Below are 17617 nucleotides of genomic sequence, written 5' to 3'. Positions count from 1 at the left end.
CCGGCCGACGCGGGTGGTTTACGGCTGCGGCGTGGGGGTGGCGGCCCCGGGGCGACCCTGGGCGGCGGCTTCGGCCTGGTTGGCCTCGAGCTTGTCGGCCATCTTGCCCGCGCCGGCCTCGACGGCCTGGGCGGCCTTCATGGCCCCGCCCTCGATGATCTCCCCGGCGGCGGCGGCCCCTTCCTGGATCTGATCGCCGGCAGCCGCGGCGGCGTCAGCGGTGTTGTCGGCGGCAGCCTCGGTATCGGCCTCGGCCTGGTTCTGCTCGGCCGGGGTGCAGGCGGCGAGGCCCAGCGCCAGGGCGGCGGTGGCGGCGAGGGTGGTGATGCGAATGGTCATGGAATGCTCCCGGAGCAGGTTGAACCTTGACCGTAAACGCGGCTCAACGGTGACGGTTGCGCCGTCCGGTTCCGGGTGTGCGAGGAAATGGTGGCTGGAGGCGGACTTGAACCGCCGACCTGTGGGTTATGAATCCACCGCTCTAACCAGCTGAGCTACCCAGCCACTATGCCTCGCCCCCCGGACCGGCCGGGGCCGGGGCGGGAGAGGCGTGCCTATATAGAGGCGCGGGCGCGGGTTCAAGTCGTCGCTTGCCTATCGGCGAGCGGACAGGTCGACGTCCTGCCGTGACGGGCGGTCATGGTCGCGGTATCATGGCGGTTTCGGGGTGTCCGGCCCCGCTGAAGAGAGTGGAAATCATGCGCCTGATCGGTCTTGTCGTCACCGTCTCCGCCCTCGCCATGGCCGCGGCCTGCAGTGCCCAGGACGGGGCCCAGGACGGGGCCCTGTCCGGGGCCGGCGCGCCGGTCGAGAGCCGTCCGGCCAATGCGCCGGACCAGCAGCCGGCCTTCGCCGGCCAGACCCGGGCCCCGGGCGTGCGCACCGACCTGGCGATGACCCATGCCGTGATCGCGTCCGGGCTCGATCACCCCTGGGGCCTGGCCCTGATGCCGGACGGGCGCTGGCTGGTGACCGAGCGGCCGGGACGACTGCGCGTCATCAGCGCCGACGGCACCGTCAGCGCGCCGGTCGCGGGCCTGCCGGCGGTCGCCGCGCGCGGCCAGGGCGGTCTGCTGGACGTGGTGACCGGGCCGAGCTTCGCCACCGACCGGATGATCTACTGGAGCTATGCCGAGGCCCGCCCGGGGTCCGGGGTCGACGGCGGCAACGCCACCAGCGTGGCGCGTGGCCGGCTGTCGGCCGACGGGTCGCGGGTCGAGGGCGTCCAGGTCATCTTCCGGGCCCTGCCGGCCTATGACGGCGACAAGCATTTCGGCTCATCCCTGGCCTTCGCCCCGGACGGCACCCTGTTCATCACCGTCGGCGAGCGCTCCGACGCGCCGATGCGGCCCCAGGCCCAGGACCTGGGTTCGCACATGGGCAAGACCCTCCGCATCCATGCCGACGGCTCGGTACCCGCCGACAATCCTTATGTCGGCCAGGCCGGGGCCCTGCCGGAAATCTGGTCGCTGGGCCACCGCAACGCCCAGGGCGTGGCCGTGCAGCCCGGTACCGGAGCCGTCTGGACGGTCGAGCACGGCGCGCGCGGCGGCGATGAACTCAACCGGGAGCGGGCCGGGGCCAACTACGGCTGGCCCGACGCCGCCTATGGCATCGAATACCGGGGCACGCCGATCGGGGCCGGGCAGACGGCGCGCCCGGGCACCGAACAGCCGGTCTACTACTGGGACCCGGTCATCGCCCCGGGCGGCATGACCTTCTATGACGGCCCGATGTTCCCCGGCTGGCGCGGCAACCTGCTGGTCGCCGGGCTGAAAGAGAAACACATCGCCCGGCTGGTGATCCGCGACGACCGGGTGGTCGGCGAGGAGCGGCTGCTGACCGACCTCGGTGAACGGGTCCGCGACGTCGCCGTCGGGCCCGACGGCGCGGTCTGGGCCATCACCGACGAGGCGGACGGCAAGCTGGTCAGGCTGGCCGTCCGCCCCGGTAGCTGACGTCCGGCAGATCGGGGGCGATCAGGCGGCGACGCCGGCATCGCCCTCGAAGGTGGTGGTCTCGGCGCGCTTGCCTGACTCAAACTCTGTGGTTGCCGTCTTCTTGCGGGCCCGCATCGCGTCGGCGAGGGCGTCCATGTCGAGGCCGGCGGACCGGGCCTGGCTGAACATGCCCTCGACCCGCTTCTCCTCCTCCTCGACGTGGTGTTCGATCATCTCCGACAGCACCTTGACCTTGGCGTCGTAGAACTGCTCGTCGGGGCCGCCGGCCTCGATCTCGTTGATCAGCACCTTGGCCGCGTCGTGCTCGACAATGGCCTCGTCGACCAGGTCATCCGCGATCTGGCCGCGGCAGGCCGGGTAGAAGACCTCTTCCTCGATCGCCGTATGCACCTTCAGCTCGAGACAGATGGTCTCGGCCAGCGACTGCTTCTTCGCCTTGCCGGACGCCTTTTCGAACTGTTCGAACAGGTCTTCCACCTTGCGGTGGTCGGCCTTCAGCATCGCAATCGCGTCCATCTCTTCATATGTCTGGGTCATGGCCTCGTCCGTGTTGGGGGTACTGACCCGATAAGACGCGGACCCGCATGACCGTTCCTACGGCCACGCTAGCTGAGAGTCGTTCTCGCCAGACCCCGGCTCCGTCCGGCGTCGGGGACAAAATACTTGACGTTGACGTAAACGTAGGGTTCTTGACGGGCACGCTCCAAACCGTTCGTCCCGTTCGTCGCCCGGCATCGAGAGCCGGGCCGGGGACCCCAGACAAGAGAGACGCCCCATGGCCGAAGCCTATATCTACGATGCGGTGCGCACCCCGCGCGGCAAGGGCAAGAAGGACGGCTCGCTGCACGAGATCACCGCCCTGTCGCTGGCCACCCAGGTGCTGGAAGCCCTGCGCGACCGCAACGAACTGGACACGTCGAAGGTCGATGACGTGATTCTCGGCTGTGTCTCCCCGGTGGGTGAGCAGGGGGCCGACATCGCCCGCACCGCCGTGCTGACCGCCGGCTGGGCCGAGACCACCTCGGGCGTCCAGGTCAATCGCTTCTGCGCCTCGGGCCTCGAGGCCGTGAACATGGCCGCGGCCAAGGTGAAGTCCGGCGAGGCTGACTTTGCCGTCGGCGGTGGCATCGAGGCCATGAGTCGCGTGCCCATGGGCAGCGACGGCGGGGCCTGGCCGGTCGATCCGACCAGCGCCTTCCCGACCTATTTCGTGCCGCAGGGCGTGTCGGCCGACATGATCGCCTCGAAATGGGGCTTCAGCCGCGACGACGTCGACGCCTATTCGGTCGAGAGCCACAAGCGTTCGGCCCGCAGCTGGGAAGAGGGCCGGTTCAAGAATTCGGTCATCCCGGTCAGGAACCAGCTCGGCCTGGTCCAGCTGGATCGCGACGAGACCATCCGTCCCGGCACCGACATGCAGACCCTCGGCGCGCTGAAGCCGTCGTTCGCCATGATGGGCGAGATGGCCTTCGATTCCGTGATCAACCAGCGCTACCCCGAGGTGGCCCGCGTCAACCACGTGCACACGCCGGGCAACAGCTCGGGCATCGTCGACGGGTCAGCCGGGGTGCTGATCGGCACGAAGGAAGCCGGCCAGGGCGCAGGCCTCAAGCCGCGCGCCCGCATCCTCGGTGCCGCCTCGATCGGCTCGGAACCGTCGATCATGCTGACCGGCCCCGAGTTCGTGGCCAAAAAGCTGCTCGCCAAGCTCGGCATGCAGTCGACCGACATCGACCTCTATGAGCTGAACGAGGCCTTCGCCGCCGTGGTGCTGCGCTTCATGCAGGCGCTCGACGTCGACCACGACAAGATGAACGTCTGCGGCGGCGCCATCGCCATGGGTCACCCGCTGGGGGCCACCGGGGCCATGATCACCGGCACCGTGCTGGACGAGCTGGAACGCTCGGGCAAGTCGACCGCCCTCATCACCCTGTGCATCGGCGGCGGCATGGGTGTCGCCACCGTCATCGAACGGGTCTGAGTCACTGCTCCCCCACAGGGAGAGCTGTCAGCGAAGCTGACTGAGGGGGCTGGCCCCAAATGCCAGCGTCTGCGGTGGAGCCCCCTCCACCGCTTCGCGGTCCCCCTCCCCCGATGGGGGAGGAATAAGGAAGAGAGACCATGGAAAATTTCAAGATCGACGTCGACGCCGACGGCATCGCCCTGATCACCTTCGACGTTCCCGGACGGTCGATGAACACCCTGACCAGCAAGGTCATGGCCGAGATCCCCGAGTGGGTCGAACGGGTCAGGACCGACGACGCCATCAAGGGCGCGGTGCTGACCTCGGGCAAGACCACCGGCTTCTGCGCCGGGGCCGATCTCGGCGACATGGCCGGCGGCATGCTGGCTGGCGGTTCGCTGCAGGAAGCCTACGAGGCTGGTTGGAAATTAAACGGGGCCCTGCGCGCGCTGGAAACCTGCGGCAAGCCGGTCGCCGCGGCCATCACCGGCCTGGCGCTCGGTGGCGGTCTGGAACTGACCCTGGCCTGCCACTACCGGGTCGCCGGTGACGACAACAAGATCCAGCTCGGCCTGCCCGAGATCAAGGTCGGCCTGTTCCCCGGCGGCGGCGGCACCCAGCGTCTGCCGCGCCTGATCGGCGTGCAGGCGGCGATGATGGCCATGACCGAGGGCAAGTCCTTCCGTCCCAACGACGCCAGAGGCGCGGGCATCATCCATGAGGTCGTGGCCAAGGGCACCGAGGTCGAGGCCGCGCGCGCCTGGATCAAGGGTGGCGGCAAGGCCGTGCAGCCGTGGGACGACAAGAGCTTCAAACTGCCGGGCGGTGGTCCCTACCATCCGGTCGGGGTGCAGAATTTCATCGTCGGCAATGCGATGATCCGCAAGCAGACCTGGGGCAACTATCCGGCGGCCACCAACCTGATGAAGGCCGTCTATGAGGGCATCCAGGTGCCGATGGACGCGGCCCTGCGCATCGAGACCCGCTATTTCATCAAGACCCTGATGACGCCCCAGGCCCAGGCCATGATCCGCAGCCTGTTCCTGTCGAAACAGGAACTGGACAAGGGGGCCGTGCGCCCGGCCGGCCAGCCCAGGTCCGATCCCAAGAAGGTCACCGTCATCGGGGCCGGGATGATGGGCGCGGGCATCGCCTATGTGCAGGCCCTGGCCGGGATCGAAACCATCCTGATCGACCGCAGCCAGGAAGACGCCGACAAGGGCAAGGCCCATGTCGAGGGTCTGCTGAAGAAGCGGCTGTCGCGCGGCCAGATCACCCAGGACAAGTTCGACGCCCTGCTGGGATCGGTTACCGCCACCACCGACTATGACCTGATCAAGGGCTCCGATCTGGTCATCGAGGCGGTGTTCGAGAACCGCGAGATCAAGGCCGATGTGACCAAACGCGCTGAGGCCCAGCTGGCCCCGGGGGCGGTGTTCGGCTCCAACACCTCGACCCTGCCGATCACCGGCCTTGCAGAAGCGTCTGTCCGTCCCGAGGACTTCATCGGCATCCACTTCTTCTCGCCCGTCGACAAGATGATGCTGGTCGAGATCATTCTCGGCGAAAAGACCGGCGAGGCGGCGATCGCCAAGTCGCTCGATTACGTCATGAAGATCCGCAAGACCCCGATCGTCGTCAACGACGGCCGCGGCTTCTACACCTCGCGCTGCTTCGGCACCTATGTCGCCGAGGGTATGGCCATGCTGGAAGAGGGCTATGCCCCGGCCCTGATCGACAACATCGGTCGCATGACCGGCATGCCGCGCGGCCCGCTGGAAATGCACGACGACGTGGCGCTGGACCTGTCGGTCAAGATCGCCAAACAGACGGCCGAGGATCTGGGCGAAAAATACCAGCCGTTGCCGGGCTCGCACATCGTCCAGAAGATGGTCGAGGAGCTGGGCCGCTACGGCCGCAAGAACGGCAAGGGCTTCTACGACTACGATCAAAAACCCAAGGTCATCTGGCCCGGTCTGGCCGAGCTGGCCCCGGTCACCATCGATGACTCGACGCCGGAACTGGTCGCCGACCAGAAGCAGCGCCTGCTGTATCGTCAGGCCGTCGAGGTCGCGCGTTGCTGGGAAGAGGGCGTCATCGACGACCCGCGCGAGGCCGATGTCGGGGCCATCCTGGCCTGGGGCTTCGCGCCCTGGACCGGCGGCCCGATCACCATGATCGACCAGACCGGGCTGAAGGAATTCGTCGCCCAGGCCGACGACTATGCCGCCCGCTACGGCGACCGCTTCAAGGTCCCCCAGCTGCTGCGCGACATGGCCGCCAAGGGCGAGACCTTCTACGGCAAGTTCGCCGGGGCCAAAAAAGCCGCCTGATCCGATCCGTCCTCCCCGTCGCAGCGCGGCGGGGAGGCGAGGCGGGGCCGACGCGTCCGTAGAGGGGCCTCAGTCGATCGCCGCCGAGGCGTCCCGCGGCTCGCTTCCGGACGGCCGAACCGATTGCGGTTCCCGGATCAACAGGACGTCGCCTGGCGCGATGTTCAGAATGCGCCGGGCCGTCCCGCCGAGACGCACGTCGAAAACGCCGCTCCGGCCATGCGTGCCGACCACGACGAGATCCACGTTCCTGGCCCGCATGTAGTCGGGGACGATCGTGTCGACCGATCCATGCTCCATCAGGACCTGCAGATCACGACGCTGGTCTTCAGAGAGGCGGGATTGGGACACGAAGGCCTCGTAGCCCCGTTTTTCCATCGCGGACCACTGACGTCGAAAGTCGGGCTTGTCGAGGAAGCCCGCGAACGGGACTTCCCAGGCGTGAAGCAGGGTCAGCGGCGTGCGCGGGAAAAAGCGGGCGGCCGCCGTGAGGGCATGTTGTGAGGACGCCGAAAAGTCGGTCGCAACGAGGATTTCGTCATAGGGCCGGAGGCGGTTCTTGACGACCAGGAGGGGGACCGGAGTCTGGTGCGCCAGCCGTTCCACCGTGGAACCGAGAAGATAGCGGCCGAGGGTTTCGTCCCGCGCAATGCCGGTGACGATCAGGCCTGCTCCGACCTCGCGGGCGACAGCGTCTATGGCGGCGGCCGGTGCCCCTTCGACAACGCGGACCTCTGCGGCCTTCAGGCTCTTCCCCAGATCACGGCGCAACTGGGCGGCGGCGACCGCCTCCCGATCGGGTGGCTGCCGCCAGCTGGGCAGGTCCCGGCCGCCACCGGAGCCTGGCCCCTCCGCATCGGGCTCAAGAACAGTGAGGACCACCAGCCGTGCGCGCCACCGCTTGGCCAGATCGGCGGCCCGGTCCAGGGCCCGGTCGCACCGGCTGCTCAGGTCCGTGGCCAGAAGGATGGTCTCGGGCGGTCCCTGGGTCCACGCTGGCGCGTTCATCTGGCTGCTCCGCATCTCGTTCGCGCCGAACGTCATGGGCCATTTCGGCGCGCCCTGGCTTGCCGGCGTTCGAAACGTGACACGCGGTCGGGCGATTGTGGAGTCGGCGCCTCCCCCGGGTCATGTTCCAGCAGCAGGGAACCGGCCCATGACAGGGCGCGAACGCCCGCTTTGGAGTCGGAGTCCGATAATCGCGCCTGCTGTGTCGTCAGGCGGTCGAGGTCGCGCGGTGCCGGGACGAGGGCGTCATCGCCGACCCGCGCGAGGCCGATGTCGGGGCCATCCTGGCCCGGGGCTTCGCGCCCTGGACCGGCGGCCCGATCCCCATGATCGACCATCAGGCCGGAGGACCGTTCGGCCCTCAGGGCACCGGCAGTTCCCGTGAAAAGAACCGCACCACGCCCTGATTGAACTCGGCCTTGAATGCAGCCCGGTCGAATCCGGGATTCGAGCGACAGAGTTCCGGCATGGCCGCACTCATGTCCGGCGCACACGGCGCGAGGAAGTCATGGTGAAGGGCTCCGGGGACGAGATGATACTCGACCTCACCCGGCAGTCGGTCGCGGAGCGTCTCCACGTGGAAAGGCGCAGGCAGGATCTGGTCCTCACCGGCCTGCCAAAGCTGGACGGGCACACGCACGCCTTGCAGGCTCACGTCCGAGAACGAGAAACCAAACCCCGGGGCGGCGGCCACAATCGCCTTGATCCGGTTGTCGACCCCACGGGGCCGCCAGTCAGAAACGTCCAACGTCTGCGGTGTGAACAGGGTGCAGACGAAAAACGCCGCATGCGCCGCGCAGTGGTCGAGAATCGCTCCGGCATCGGACTCACCGCCGGCCAGGGTAAGGACGGTGAACCCGCCCGCCGAAAATCCAAAAGCGCCGATCCGGGTCTTGTCGACACCTGCGGCACCGCGCCATTGGTCCGTCATGTAGGTGATCAGCGCGCTGACGTGAGGCGGGCGATCGGTCAGCTGCAACGAACGGCTCATGTCGAGATAGTTGTCGCCGGGATGGGTCAGGGCCGCGACGACAAACCCGGCTTCGGCGAGGGCTTCGGCTGTGTCCTGGTGCCCGCCAAATGCCCCACCATTCCCGTGTGACATGACGACGAGCGCGCGCGGCTCCGTGGACGGCGTTTCCGGGGTCCACACGGCGGCGCTTATGGTTTTCCCGGCGGGGTCGGCGAACTGGATCCGTTGCATGACGCTCTGCGCCAGCGCAGGGGCCGCAAACGTCAAAGCCAGCAGGGCGGCTGTGGCGGCGATCAATCTCATTGGGAACCTCGAGGCGAGGAATGTCCGATAAGGAACGCTCCGCATTAACGCCAGCATAGGGGCGTCATAACAGCCAGCACAACTTAAGCTTTTGTCATGCGGCGGTCTTCATGGAGATAAAGGCGGCAGAAAACCTGACGCTTGGCCAGGTAACCGCTTCTCCTCCTCCGCGAACATCCCGCGCGTCCGCTTGCCGGCCCGCGCCCTCAATACCGGGGCCGCACGGTCCCGCTGTTCGCCCTAGATCACATCCAGCGGCTGTTCCGAGGTCGGTGGCGGGAAGGCGCGGTCCAGGGCGGCGATGTCCTCGTCGTCCAGCCGGATCTCCAGCGCCGCGGCATTCAGCTCGACGTGCTCGATCGTTGAGGCCTTGGGGATGGCGATGACCCCCTCCTGACGCAGCACCAGGGCCAGGGCGATCTGGGCCGGGGTGGCGTCGTGGCGGTCGGCAATCTGTTTCAGCACCGGCGCGTCCAGCAGCCTGCCGCGCCCCAGCGGGGAATAGGCCATCACCGGCATGTCGCGGGCCCGCGACCAGGGCAGCAGGTCGAACTCGATGCCGCGCGAGCCGGGGTGATACAGCACCTGGTTGGCCGCGCACTGGTCGCCGCCCTCCATCCGCATCATCTTGCGCAGGGTCTTCAGGTCGATGTTGCTGACGCCCCAGCGCAGGATCAGGCCCTCGTCGACCAGTTCCTCGAAGGCGGCGATGGTCTCCTCCAGCGGATGGCGACCCTCCCAGTGCAGCAGATACAGGTCCAGCCGGTCGGTCCCCAGCCGTTCCAGCGACTTCTCGCAGGCCAGCATCATCTTCATTTCGCTGGCGTTGTCCGGCTTGACCTTGGAGACCAGAAACACCTCGTCACGGCGTCCGGCGATGACCTCGCCGACCAGTTTCTCGGATTGTCCGTTGCCGTAGATCTCGGCCGTGTCGACCAGGGTCAGGCCCAGGTCGATGCCGCGCGACAGGGCGCGCATCTCGGCCTCGCGGGTTTCGGGATGGTCGCCGATCTCCCATGTGCCTTGGCCAAGGATGGGAACGGCCGTACCGTCGGGCAGGGATGTCAGGCGGGTCATGATCGGCACAAATCACAATGCCGCGCCCGGCGCTACTCCCCCGGAGACTCCATGCAGACGCGACCGTTGAAAACCGACGGCCTGACCCAGCAGATCCTCGAGGCCGGGACCGGCCCGCTGGTGCTGCTGATCCACGGCTTCCCGGAACTGGGGATCAGCTGGCGGGCCCAGGTCGAGGCCCTGGCGGCGGCCGGCTATCACGCGGTGGCCCCCGACATGCGCGGCTACGGCGGCACCGACAAACCGGCGGGGGCCGACAACTATACGGCCCTGCATCTGGTCGGGGACATGGTCGATCTGGTGCGGGCCCTGGGCGCGACGGAGTGTGTCGTCGTCGGTCATGACTGGGGTGCGCCGATCGCCTGGCACTGTGCCCTGTTGCGCCCCGACCTGTTCAGGGCGGTGGCCGGTCTGTCGGTGCCGTTCCAGCCGCGCCGCCCCGGTGGCCCCCCGACCCCGGCCATGGCGGTGCTGTCCAAACGCGCCGGTCTGGGCGACCTCTACATCAACCGGCTGCAGGCCCCCGATGCCCATCTGGCATTCGACGCCGACCCGGCCACGGCCCTGCGCAAGATGTTCTGGTCCTATGACGGGGCCACGTCGGACGCCGACCAGTCGACCGGCTTCCTGCCGCCGGGGGTGTCGATGCTGGAGCAGGTGCCCGACCGCGCCACCCTGCCGCCGTGGATGAGCCCGGAGCATTTCGCCGACTATGTCGCGGCCTTCACCGCCGGCGGTTTCGAGGGGCCGGTCAACTGGTACCGGGCCATGGATTTGAACTGGTCGCTGACCGCCTTCCTGCAGGGCCGGATGATCCATCCGCCGGCCCTGTTCATCGTCGGTGAGCGGGACCCGGTGCGCCACTATTCCGGGGCGCATGAGGCGGGCATGGCCGACTGGCTGACCGACCTGCGCGACCGCACCGTCATCCCGGGCGCGGGCCACTGGATCCAGCAGGAGCGACCGGACGCGGTCAATGCGGCCCTGCTGTCATTCCTCGACGCTGTATCCGCCCAGCGTGGCAGTAAGTCTTGAGCAAGGCTTGAAGCCTAGACTCGGACGGGTGCAAATTTTGGGGAATGCCCCGCGTGTCGACCCTCGTGTCCCTGACTGCCCTTGGCCACAAGCGACAGGACCAGCTCGACCGGGTCGTCGAGGCCGGGCTACCTGAGCAGGGGCGGGTCTTTGCTCTCTCGGTGGAGCCCATCCGCAACTCGCTCGGTCCGCGCTGGGCCGGAAAGCGGGATCAGGTATGGGATGCGGCCGAGCGGGCCCTGGCGCGCCGTCTGCCCCCGCCGGACGTCTTCCTGCGCATCGACGAGACGACCTTCCTGACGGCGATCGTATCGGTCGACGCCTATCAGGCGCAGGTGCTGTGTTCCGAGGTCCTGCGCGACCTGCTGACCTTCTTCCTCGGACGCAGCGCTGACGAGGACGTGGTCCTGACCCGGGTCGCGTCCCTGTCCGGCCAGAACCTGGTCTGCGAGCGGATCGATCCGTTCGCTCCGCGCCCCGTGCAGACCGCCGCCGCCGCCGCGGGCGGCCGGGTCGCCCGCCCCCTCGACCCCAGCGCCTGGAAACCGCCGCTGGCCGGGCGGCGTCATACGGCCCAGGTGGCGAGCCGAACCGGGAGGCTGATCGATATCGAGCTGGAGGTGGTTCCGGTCTGGCGGCTGGATCAGGGCACCATCAGCGCCTTCAGGATTGCCCGCGACCTGCGACAGACGGACCCGGTCGACAACCAGGCCGAACTGGAAATGATCGACCGCGCCACCCTGGATTTTCTGCTGCCCCTGCTCGAGGAGTACCGACGCGAGGGTGGAATCTTCGCCCTGGTGGTGCCGCTGTCCTTCTCCACCCTGTCGGCGGCCCGGCCCCGGATCGCCGTTCTCGATCGCTGCACCCCGGTCGCCGACCTGATGCGTCAGGTGGTCATCCTCGAGGTCGAGGGGCTGGATGCCGGCGTGCCCTCGGGCCGGCTGAGCGAGACCGTCGCGATGGTGCGTCCGTTTTTCCGCAGCCTGATGTTGCGGCTCAGCAACCCCGCCCTGCTGGGCCAGGCCATGCGGGAGCATGCGTTCAGCGGTCTGACGATCAATGTACCGAGATCCGGAACCGGCGTGTCGGGTCTGGGCAGTCTGATCCGGGCGGCACGCAAATACAGCCGTAACGTCATGGTCCTGGGTTTGCCGGGACGCAGCAATGACGAAGCCCTGCGTTCCAGCGGCGTCAGCCACATCTCCTGTCTGGAGCCTGGCGACGGGCCGGTGAGCCCGGCACCGGATTAGGGCCGCGCGATCAGACCGGGTGGGTCGGCGGGGGTTGGACCGGTTCCGACCGGGGGGTAACCGCGGCGTCCGCCGGCAGCGGGATATACTCCGCGTCGTCGTCCCGGGGCAGTTTCATCCGGCCCGCCTGCCAGTCGGCCCTGGCCGCATCGATGCGGGCCTGGGACGAGGCGACGAAATTCCACCAGATCAGCCGCTCACCGACCGGCTCGCCGCCCATCACCATGACGGTCGAGGGCACCAGGGCCTTGATGGTCGGTTCGGCCTGCGGCTCCAGCACGATCATCTGGCCGCGATGGAAGGTCTGGTCACCGACCTCGATCATGCCCCTGGCGACATAGAGGGCGCGCTCGCTCATGCCCCCGGTGCCGCGTCCGGGCGGCGGCGCGGTGCGAACCCCCGTCTGCAGTTCCCAGTGGACATAGAACAGCGGCGAGGAGGTCTTGACCGTCGCCCGTGTGCCATAGGCCTCACCGGCCACCAGCCGCGCGAACAGGCCGTCATTCTCATAGGTCGGCTGGTCGGCCTCGCCGTGATGATAGAAGGCCGGATCGCAGTCCTCGGCCTCGTCGGGCAGGGCGATCCACGCCTGCATGCCGTGCATCGGACCGCCGCTCGACCGTTTGAGCGGATCGGTGCGTTCGGAATGGACGATACCCTTGCCCGCGGTCATCCAGTTGACCTCGCCGGGACGGATGGCCTGGGTCACGCCGGTATTGTCCCGGTGCATGATCTCGCCCTCGAACAGATAGGTCAGGGTCGACAGACCGATGTGCGGGTGCGGCCGCACATTGACGGCCTCGGCCCCGGGCGCGAACGCGGCCGGCCCCATCTGGTCGAGGAAGATGAAGGGTCCGACCATGCGCCGGGCATGGAAGGGCAGGATGCGTCCGACCTCGAATCCACCGAGGTCCTTGCGGCGGGCGTCAATTACCATTTCGATCATGGGCAGGGCATCATCTCAGTCGCGTTGCAGCTGAACGATCACGGCCGGTTCGGGCGGGCCTGCACGCAGGCTGCCGTCGTCGGTGAAATCACTCCACTGGGACCGGGATACGAACACGAGTCTGCCCTGGTGGACCAGACCCGTGGTGGGCTCATCCAGGGCCGGCAGGTTGGCGGCCAGGGTCGTGACCGCCGTCAGGGCCGTCCACCCGGCGTCGGGGGTCAGTTCCAGGATCCGCTGCGGCGCGGTACCGTTCTGAATCGCATACAGCACCCGCCCGTCCGTCGTCAGGCCGTCGATCCCGATCAGGCTGGCCTCGGCGGGGGCGGCGAGGGGGCGGGCGCGGCCGCTGGCAAGGTCGACACGCCACACACCGGACGAATAGTCGGCCACGATCAGGGCCGTCCCGTCCGGGGCGACCACCAGGCCCTGGGGCGAGCCGAACGTCCCCGCGCCGACCAGCGGTTCCAGCGTCGTCGCGCCCGGCAACAGGCGGAAGATCGTACCCGCCGTCGCGTCGGCCACATACAGGCTGCCGTCGGGCCCGCGCACCAGGTCGCCCAGGGTCCGCTCCTGACCGTCGGCCGGGACGGGGTAGGTGGCCGTGATCCGCCCGCTGGCCAGGTCGATCCGCAGCAGGGCGGTCGCGGGCGGCGGTCCGGGCTGACCGTGGCCGGCCGGTGGCAGGGCGGCGGTGGTGGCCCACAGCGTATCGCCCGCAGCGTCGAGGGCCAGGCCGAGGACGCCGCTGACGCGCGGGTCCGGCACCAGGAACGGTGTGACCGTGCCCCGGTCGTCGAGCGCGACGATCGTGCGCCCGGCGACCTGCGAGACCAGCCAGCGATTGCGGGTCTCGTCGCGCACCAGGCTCTCGACCAGCCCGCGCCCCGGCACGGTCGCCAGCGGGGTCAGGCGATCGGCCCCGACCGCCGCGCGATTGAGCGCGATCCGGTCCGCGACCGCCGTATAGCCGGGCGTACCGGCCAGGGCCGACAGGGCCGCGTCATTGTCGAGGTCGAGGGTCAGGCCGGCGGCGGCATAGCGGGCCAGCTGGGCCACGGCGACGGCCGGCTGGTCATCGGCCGCTGCGACCCGGGCCCGCAGCAGCATCAGGCCGGGGTGGTTGGAAATCAGGGTATCCGCCTCGGCCAGACGGCCGGCGGCCAGGGCAAGGTCACCGGAATTGGCCGCGGCCACCGCCTGCGATCGCAGGGTGCGGAATTCCGCGACCGGTCCCGCATCCCCCGCCTGCGCCACGACCGGCGCGGGACCGCCGGCGATGACCAGGGCCACGAGGCCGATGCGAAGGCGGGACGGGATCATGACGCGGTCTCCTGCTGTGCCCGCGACGATCGCCGCCGCGGGTCGACCCTCAGGTCACATGCGGCGTGACGATGCCCAGCGGCAGGGCGGTCACATTCTTCACGCCGCGGGTGACGATATGGCTTTCGCAGTCCGAGACGATGCCCAGGGTCAGCAGCTTGTTGCGCAGGAAGCTGTCGAACGCGTGCATGTCCGAGGTGATGATCCGCAGCACATAGTCCTCCCGTCCGGTGATGGTCGCGCACTGGACCACCTCGGGCCAGTTGGCCACGGCGGCCTCGAACACGTCCAGGTTCTCACGTGTCGGCAGGCTCAGCTTGACGATGGCATAGACCTCGAAATCGAGACCCAGCATGGCGGCGTTGAGGAGGGTGACCCGCTTGCGGATCAGGCCGCTGTCCTCCAGTCTCTTGATCCGGCGCCAGCACGGCGAGGCCGAGAGCCCGACCCGTTCGGCGACGTCGGCGACCGAGAGTCCGGCGTCCTGTTGCAGGATGTCGAGAATCCGGGCGTCAACGGGATCCAGTTCGTCCGCCAATGCGTTTCTCCTATTGATGTTCTGGCGCAATAAAATACCCGAAAACGGCCGTGTGCAAGGTCGAATTTGAGCGAGCCAACGGCGGCGTCCCATGCTAATGGGCGCCTTCGAGGAAAAAGCGGTCGGATCAACAGACGGCAGGACGCATGACCAGGAACAGCCAACCATTGTCGCTTCGGGTGCCGGAGCCTTCGGGCCGGCCGGGGGACCCGACCGATTTTTCGCATCTGAAGCTGGATCCGGCGGGGGCCGTCGACCGGCCTGACGTGTCGACCACGCCCTATGAGATGCGCGATCACGCCTTCCGCCTGATCCGGGTGCTGGACGACGACGGCCAGGCCGTGGGGCCGTGGAACCCGAAGCTGGACCCCGAGACCCTGCGCAAGGGCCTCAAGGCGATGATCCTGACCCGGGCCTTCGACGACCGGATGCATCGCGCCCATCGCCAGGGCAAGACCAGCTTCTATATGAAATGCACCGGCGAGGAGGCCATCGCCGTCGCCCAGGGCATGATCCTGTCGCGCGAGGACATGGGCTTTCCCACCTATCGCCAGCAGGGCCTGCTGATCGCGCGCGGCTATCCGCTGGCGACGATGATGAACCAGATCTATTCGAACGCCGAGGACCCGATCAAGGGTCGCCAGCTGCCGATCATGTATTCGGCCAGGGACTACGGCTTTTTCACCATCAGCGGCAATCTGGGCACCCAGGTGCCCCAGGCCGTGGGCTGGGCCATGGCCAGCGCCTACAAGGGTGATGACAAGATCGCCATCAGCTGGATCGGCGACGGGGCCACGGCCGAGGGCGACTTCCACAACGCCCTGACCTTCGCCTCGGTCTATCGCGCCCCGGTCATTCTCAACATCGTCAACAACCAGTGGGCCATCAGCTCCTTCATGGGCATCGCCGGCGGGCTGGAGACGACCTTCGCCTCAAAGGCCATCGGCTATGGCCTGCCGGCGCTGCGCGTCGACGGCAACGACTTCCTCGCCGTCTGGGCTGCGACCCTGTGGGCCGAGGAACGGGCCCGCACCAACCAGGGCGCGACCGTGATCGAGCTGTTCACCTACCGCGGTGCGCCGCACTCGACCTCGGACGATCCCAGCCGCTACCGCCCGGCCGACGAGCACGACAAATGGCCGCTCGGCGACCCGGTCATGCGCCTGAAGCAACACCTGATCGCCCTCGGCGAATGGTCCGACGCGCAGCAGGAAGAGGCCGAGAAGGAGGCCGTCGAACAGGTTCGCGCCGCCGGCAAGGAGTCCGAGGCCATCGGCACCCTGGGCCAGTCGCGCCCGTCGGTGAAGACGATGTTCGAGGGGGTCTATGCGACCGAGGACTGGCGTCTGGTCGAACAACGCCGCGAGGTGGGGGTATGAGCGTGATTTCCCTTTTCCGCTCATCCCGGCGAAAGCCGGGACCCAGTGCTTTCGCGGGGCACAGTGTATCGGATGTGCGTGTGTGCGGTCTCGGTCAGACCGATCGCCCACAGAACTGGGTCCCGGCCTTCGCCGGGATGAGCGGTGAATTTTGATGAGCGAGCAAACCTTCACCGAATCCGACCGCACCGACGCCGTCGAGCCCGACATGGTCGACCAGAACCGCGCGCCGAAGTCCGAGGCTCCGACCTCGGGCGTCCAGCCGATGAACATGATCCAGGCGCTGAACTCGGCCCTGCACGTCAAGATGGCCGAGGACCCCAACGTCCTGTCGTTCGGCGAGGACGCCGGCTATTTCGGCGGCGTCTTCCGCGTCACCGACCAGCTGCAGCAGAAGCACGGCCTGACCCGCAGTTTCGACGCCCCGATCAGCGAATGCGGCATCGTCGCCGCCGCCATCGGCATGGGCAGCTACGGGCTGCGCCCGGTGGTCGAGATCCAGTTCGCCGACTACATCTACCCGGCCTATGACCAGATCGTCTCCGAGGCGGCCAAGCTGCGCTACCGCTCGGGCGGCCAGTTCACCGCCCCGATCGTGGTGCGTTCGCCCTATGGCGGCGGCATTTTCGGCGGCCAGACCCACAGCCAGAGCCCCGAGAGCCTGTTCACCCATATCGCCGGGCTCAAGGTGGTCATTCCGTCCAACCCCTATGACGCCAAGGGCCTGCTGACCGCGGCCATCGAGGACGACGACCCGGTCATCTTCCTCGAGCCGAAACGCCTGTACAACGGCCCCTTCGACGGCTGGCACGAGAAGCCGGTCAGCCCGTGGAAGACCCAGGACCTGGCCCAGGTCCCGACCGGCAAATACATCGAGCCGATCGGCAAGGCCCGCATCATGCGCGAGGGCAGTGACGTCACCATCCTCTGCTACGGCACCATGGTCTGGGTCTCCCTGGCCGGGGCCGAGCACGCCGGGGTCGACGCCGAGGTCATCGACCTGCGCACCCTGGTGCCGCTGGACATCGAGACCATCGAGGCCAGTGTCAAGAAGACCGGCCGCTGCGTCATCGTCCACGAGGCCCCCAAGACCTCGGGCTACGGCGGTGAGCTGTCGGCCCTGGTCCAGGAGCGCTGCTTCTATCATCTGGAGGCCCCGATCACCCGGGTCACCGGCTGGGACACCCCCTATCCGCACGCCTTCGAATGGGAATATTTCCCCGGCCCGCAACGGGTGTCCGATGCCTTGAAATCCGTCATGTCTGGCCAAAACACGGGGGCGCGCTGAGATGGGTCGTTTCGTCTTCAAACTGCCCGACGTGGGTGAGGGCACCGCCGAGGCCGAACTGGTCGCCTGGCACGTCAAGGTCGGCGACACGGTCGCCGAGGACCAGATCCTCGCCGACATCATGACCGACAAGGCCACGGTCGAGCTGACCAGCCCGGTCGCCGGCACCGTCACCGCCGCCCATGGCGAGGTCGGCCACCAGCTGGCCGTCGGTTCGCCCCTGGTCGAGTTCGCGGT

General features: G+C 68.1%; 16 protein-coding genes and 1 tRNA gene. 8 read left to right on the top strand and 9 right to left on the bottom strand.

Annotation, left to right across the window (positions count from 1 at the left end; translation table 11 throughout):
- Positions 1 to 18 precede the first annotated feature (18 nt).
- Both AACZ75_RS11775 and AACZ75_RS11770 read right to left on the bottom strand, forming a co-directional pair.
- Positions 19 to 339, bottom strand: a complete 321-nt coding sequence (locus AACZ75_RS11775) for a hypothetical protein (protein ID WP_339873048.1) — start codon at positions 337 to 339, stop codon at positions 19 to 21.
- Positions 340 to 427: 88 nt separating this feature from the next.
- A tRNA-Met gene (locus AACZ75_RS11770) sits at positions 428 to 504 on the bottom strand.
- 194 nt (positions 505 to 698) lie between these two features.
- Here AACZ75_RS11770 and AACZ75_RS11765 point away from each other — a divergent pair.
- Positions 699 to 1958 (top strand): PQQ-dependent sugar dehydrogenase, encoded by a 1260-nt coding sequence (locus AACZ75_RS11765; protein WP_339873047.1) that lies wholly within the window; start codon positions 699 to 701, stop codon positions 1956 to 1958.
- Between the two features lie 21 nt (positions 1959 to 1979).
- On the opposite strand, the gene AACZ75_RS11760 is transcribed toward AACZ75_RS11765, so the two are convergent.
- Positions 1980 to 2498 (bottom strand): hemerythrin domain-containing protein, encoded by a 519-nt coding sequence (locus AACZ75_RS11760; RefSeq protein ID WP_339873046.1) that lies wholly within the window; start codon positions 2496 to 2498, stop codon positions 1980 to 1982.
- Positions 2499 to 2736: 238 nt separating this feature from the next.
- Between AACZ75_RS11760 and AACZ75_RS11755 the strand changes: the two genes are divergently transcribed.
- Both AACZ75_RS11755 and AACZ75_RS11750 read left to right on the top strand, forming a co-directional pair.
- On the top strand, positions 2737 to 3942 hold the full coding sequence (locus tag AACZ75_RS11755; protein ID WP_339873045.1) for an acetyl-CoA C-acetyltransferase: 1206 nt from the start codon (positions 2737 to 2739) through the stop codon (positions 3940 to 3942).
- A 140-nt stretch (positions 3943 to 4082) separates the two neighbouring features.
- A complete protein-coding gene (locus tag AACZ75_RS11750; RefSeq protein WP_339873044.1) occupies positions 4083 to 6257 on the top strand; it encodes a 3-hydroxyacyl-CoA dehydrogenase NAD-binding domain-containing protein in 2175 nt (724 codons plus the stop codon).
- 69 nt (positions 6258 to 6326) lie between these two features.
- On the opposite strand, the gene AACZ75_RS11745 is transcribed toward AACZ75_RS11750, so the two are convergent.
- The 3 genes from AACZ75_RS11745 to AACZ75_RS11735 all read right to left on the bottom strand — a co-directional run bounded on the left by AACZ75_RS11745 (position 6327) and on the right by AACZ75_RS11735 (position 9618).
- Complete coding sequence (locus tag AACZ75_RS11745) at positions 6327 to 7265, bottom strand: universal stress protein (protein ID WP_339873043.1); 939 nt, start codon at positions 7263 to 7265, stop codon at positions 6327 to 6329.
- A 361-nt stretch (positions 7266 to 7626) separates the two neighbouring features.
- Positions 7627 to 8541 carry a dienelactone hydrolase gene (locus AACZ75_RS11740; protein ID WP_339873042.1) on the bottom strand — a complete coding sequence of 305 codons (915 nt, stop codon included), beginning with the start codon at positions 8539 to 8541 and terminating at the stop codon, positions 7627 to 7629.
- A gap of 240 nt (positions 8542 to 8781) precedes the next feature.
- Positions 8782 to 9618, bottom strand: coding sequence for an aldo/keto reductase (locus AACZ75_RS11735; RefSeq protein WP_339873041.1), 837 nt, complete (start codon positions 9616 to 9618; stop codon positions 8782 to 8784).
- Between the two features lie 51 nt (positions 9619 to 9669).
- Here AACZ75_RS11735 and AACZ75_RS11730 point away from each other — a divergent pair, with 51 nt between their 5' ends.
- Complete coding sequence (locus tag AACZ75_RS11730; RefSeq protein WP_339873040.1) at positions 9670 to 10653, top strand: alpha/beta hydrolase; 984 nt, start codon at positions 9670 to 9672, stop codon at positions 10651 to 10653.
- A 53-nt stretch (positions 10654 to 10706) separates the two neighbouring features.
- The gene (locus AACZ75_RS11725) at positions 10707 to 11906 is read left to right on the top strand and encodes a hypothetical protein (protein ID WP_339873039.1); all 1200 of its coding nucleotides are present in this window, start codon (positions 10707 to 10709) and stop codon (positions 11904 to 11906) included.
- Between the two features lie 10 nt (positions 11907 to 11916).
- Here AACZ75_RS11725 and AACZ75_RS11720 read toward each other — a convergent pair whose 3' ends face one another.
- Genes AACZ75_RS11720 through AACZ75_RS11710 form a run of 3 tightly spaced genes read right to left on the bottom strand, consistent with a single transcriptional unit; the run spans position 11917 to position 14713 of the window.
- Positions 11917 to 12852 (bottom strand): pirin family protein, encoded by a 936-nt coding sequence (locus AACZ75_RS11720; RefSeq protein ID WP_339873038.1) that lies wholly within the window; start codon positions 12850 to 12852, stop codon positions 11917 to 11919.
- A 15-nt stretch (positions 12853 to 12867) separates the two neighbouring features.
- Positions 12868 to 14175 (bottom strand): hypothetical protein, encoded by a 1308-nt coding sequence (locus AACZ75_RS11715; RefSeq protein ID WP_339873037.1) that lies wholly within the window; start codon positions 14173 to 14175, stop codon positions 12868 to 12870.
- A 49-nt stretch (positions 14176 to 14224) separates the two neighbouring features.
- Positions 14225 to 14713 (bottom strand): Lrp/AsnC family transcriptional regulator, encoded by a 489-nt coding sequence (locus AACZ75_RS11710; protein WP_339873036.1) that lies wholly within the window; start codon positions 14711 to 14713, stop codon positions 14225 to 14227.
- Positions 14714 to 14859: 146 nt separating this feature from the next.
- On the opposite strand from AACZ75_RS11710, the gene AACZ75_RS11705 reads away from it, so the two are divergent.
- The 3 genes from AACZ75_RS11705 to AACZ75_RS11695 all read left to right on the top strand — a co-directional run.
- Entirely contained in the window at positions 14860 to 16092 is a 1233-nt protein-coding gene (locus AACZ75_RS11705) for a 3-methyl-2-oxobutanoate dehydrogenase (2-methylpropanoyl-transferring) subunit alpha (protein ID WP_339873035.1), read from the top strand.
- Positions 16093 to 16246: 154 nt separating this feature from the next.
- A complete protein-coding gene (locus AACZ75_RS11700) occupies positions 16247 to 17380 on the top strand; it encodes an alpha-ketoacid dehydrogenase subunit beta (RefSeq protein ID WP_339873034.1) in 1134 nt (377 codons plus the stop codon).
- Position 17381: 1 nt separating this feature from the next.
- Positions 17382 to 17617: biotin/lipoyl-containing protein (locus tag AACZ75_RS11695; RefSeq protein ID WP_339873033.1), on the top strand; the 236-nt coding region annotated here is incomplete at its 3' end.

It is taken from the genome of uncultured Brevundimonas sp. (assembly GCF_963975535.1).
Taxonomy (GTDB): Bacteria; Pseudomonadota; Alphaproteobacteria; order Caulobacterales; family Caulobacteraceae; genus Brevundimonas.
The sequence above is the reverse complement of the archived record's forward strand: the minus strand, read 5'-3'. Positions and strand labels throughout refer to the sequence as shown.

Bases quoted from the DNA above. Each gene is read 5' to 3' on its own strand.
- AACZ75_RS11775 (WP_339873048.1), bottom strand. From the start codon at position 339: ATGACCATTCGCATCACCACCCTCGCCGCCACCGCCGCCCTGGCGCTG.
- AACZ75_RS11755 (WP_339873045.1), top strand. From the start codon at position 2,737: ATGGCCGAAGCCTATATCTACGATGCGGTGCGCACCCCGCGCGGCAAG.
- AACZ75_RS11705 (WP_339873035.1), top strand. From the start codon at position 14,860: ATGACCAGGAACAGCCAACCATTGTCGCTTCGGGTGCCGGAGCCTTCG.
- AACZ75_RS11700 (WP_339873034.1), top strand. From the start codon at position 16,247: ATGAGCGAGCAAACCTTCACCGAATCCGACCGCACCGACGCCGTCGAG.
- AACZ75_RS11765 (WP_339873047.1), top strand. From the start codon at position 699: ATGCGCCTGATCGGTCTTGTCGTCACCGTCTCCGCCCTCGCCATGGCC.
- AACZ75_RS11735 (WP_339873041.1), bottom strand. From the start codon at position 9,618: ATGACCCGCCTGACATCCCTGCCCGACGGTACGGCCGTTCCCATCCTT.
- AACZ75_RS11745 (WP_339873043.1), bottom strand. From the start codon at position 7,265: ATGAACGCGCCAGCGTGGACCCAGGGACCGCCCGAGACCATCCTTCTG.
- AACZ75_RS11730 (WP_339873040.1), top strand. From the start codon at position 9,670: ATGCAGACGCGACCGTTGAAAACCGACGGCCTGACCCAGCAGATCCTC.
- AACZ75_RS11720 (WP_339873038.1), bottom strand. From the start codon at position 12,852: ATGATCGAAATGGTAATTGACGCCCGCCGCAAGGACCTCGGTGGATTC.
- AACZ75_RS11760 (WP_339873046.1), bottom strand. From the start codon at position 2,498: ATGACCCAGACATATGAAGAGATGGACGCGATTGCGATGCTGAAGGCC.
- AACZ75_RS11715 (WP_339873037.1), bottom strand. From the start codon at position 14,175: ATGATCCCGTCCCGCCTTCGCATCGGCCTCGTGGCCCTGGTCATCGCC.
- AACZ75_RS11740 (WP_339873042.1), bottom strand. From the start codon at position 8,541: ATGAGATTGATCGCCGCCACAGCCGCCCTGCTGGCTTTGACGTTTGCG.
- AACZ75_RS11750 (WP_339873044.1), top strand. From the start codon at position 4,083: ATGGAAAATTTCAAGATCGACGTCGACGCCGACGGCATCGCCCTGATC.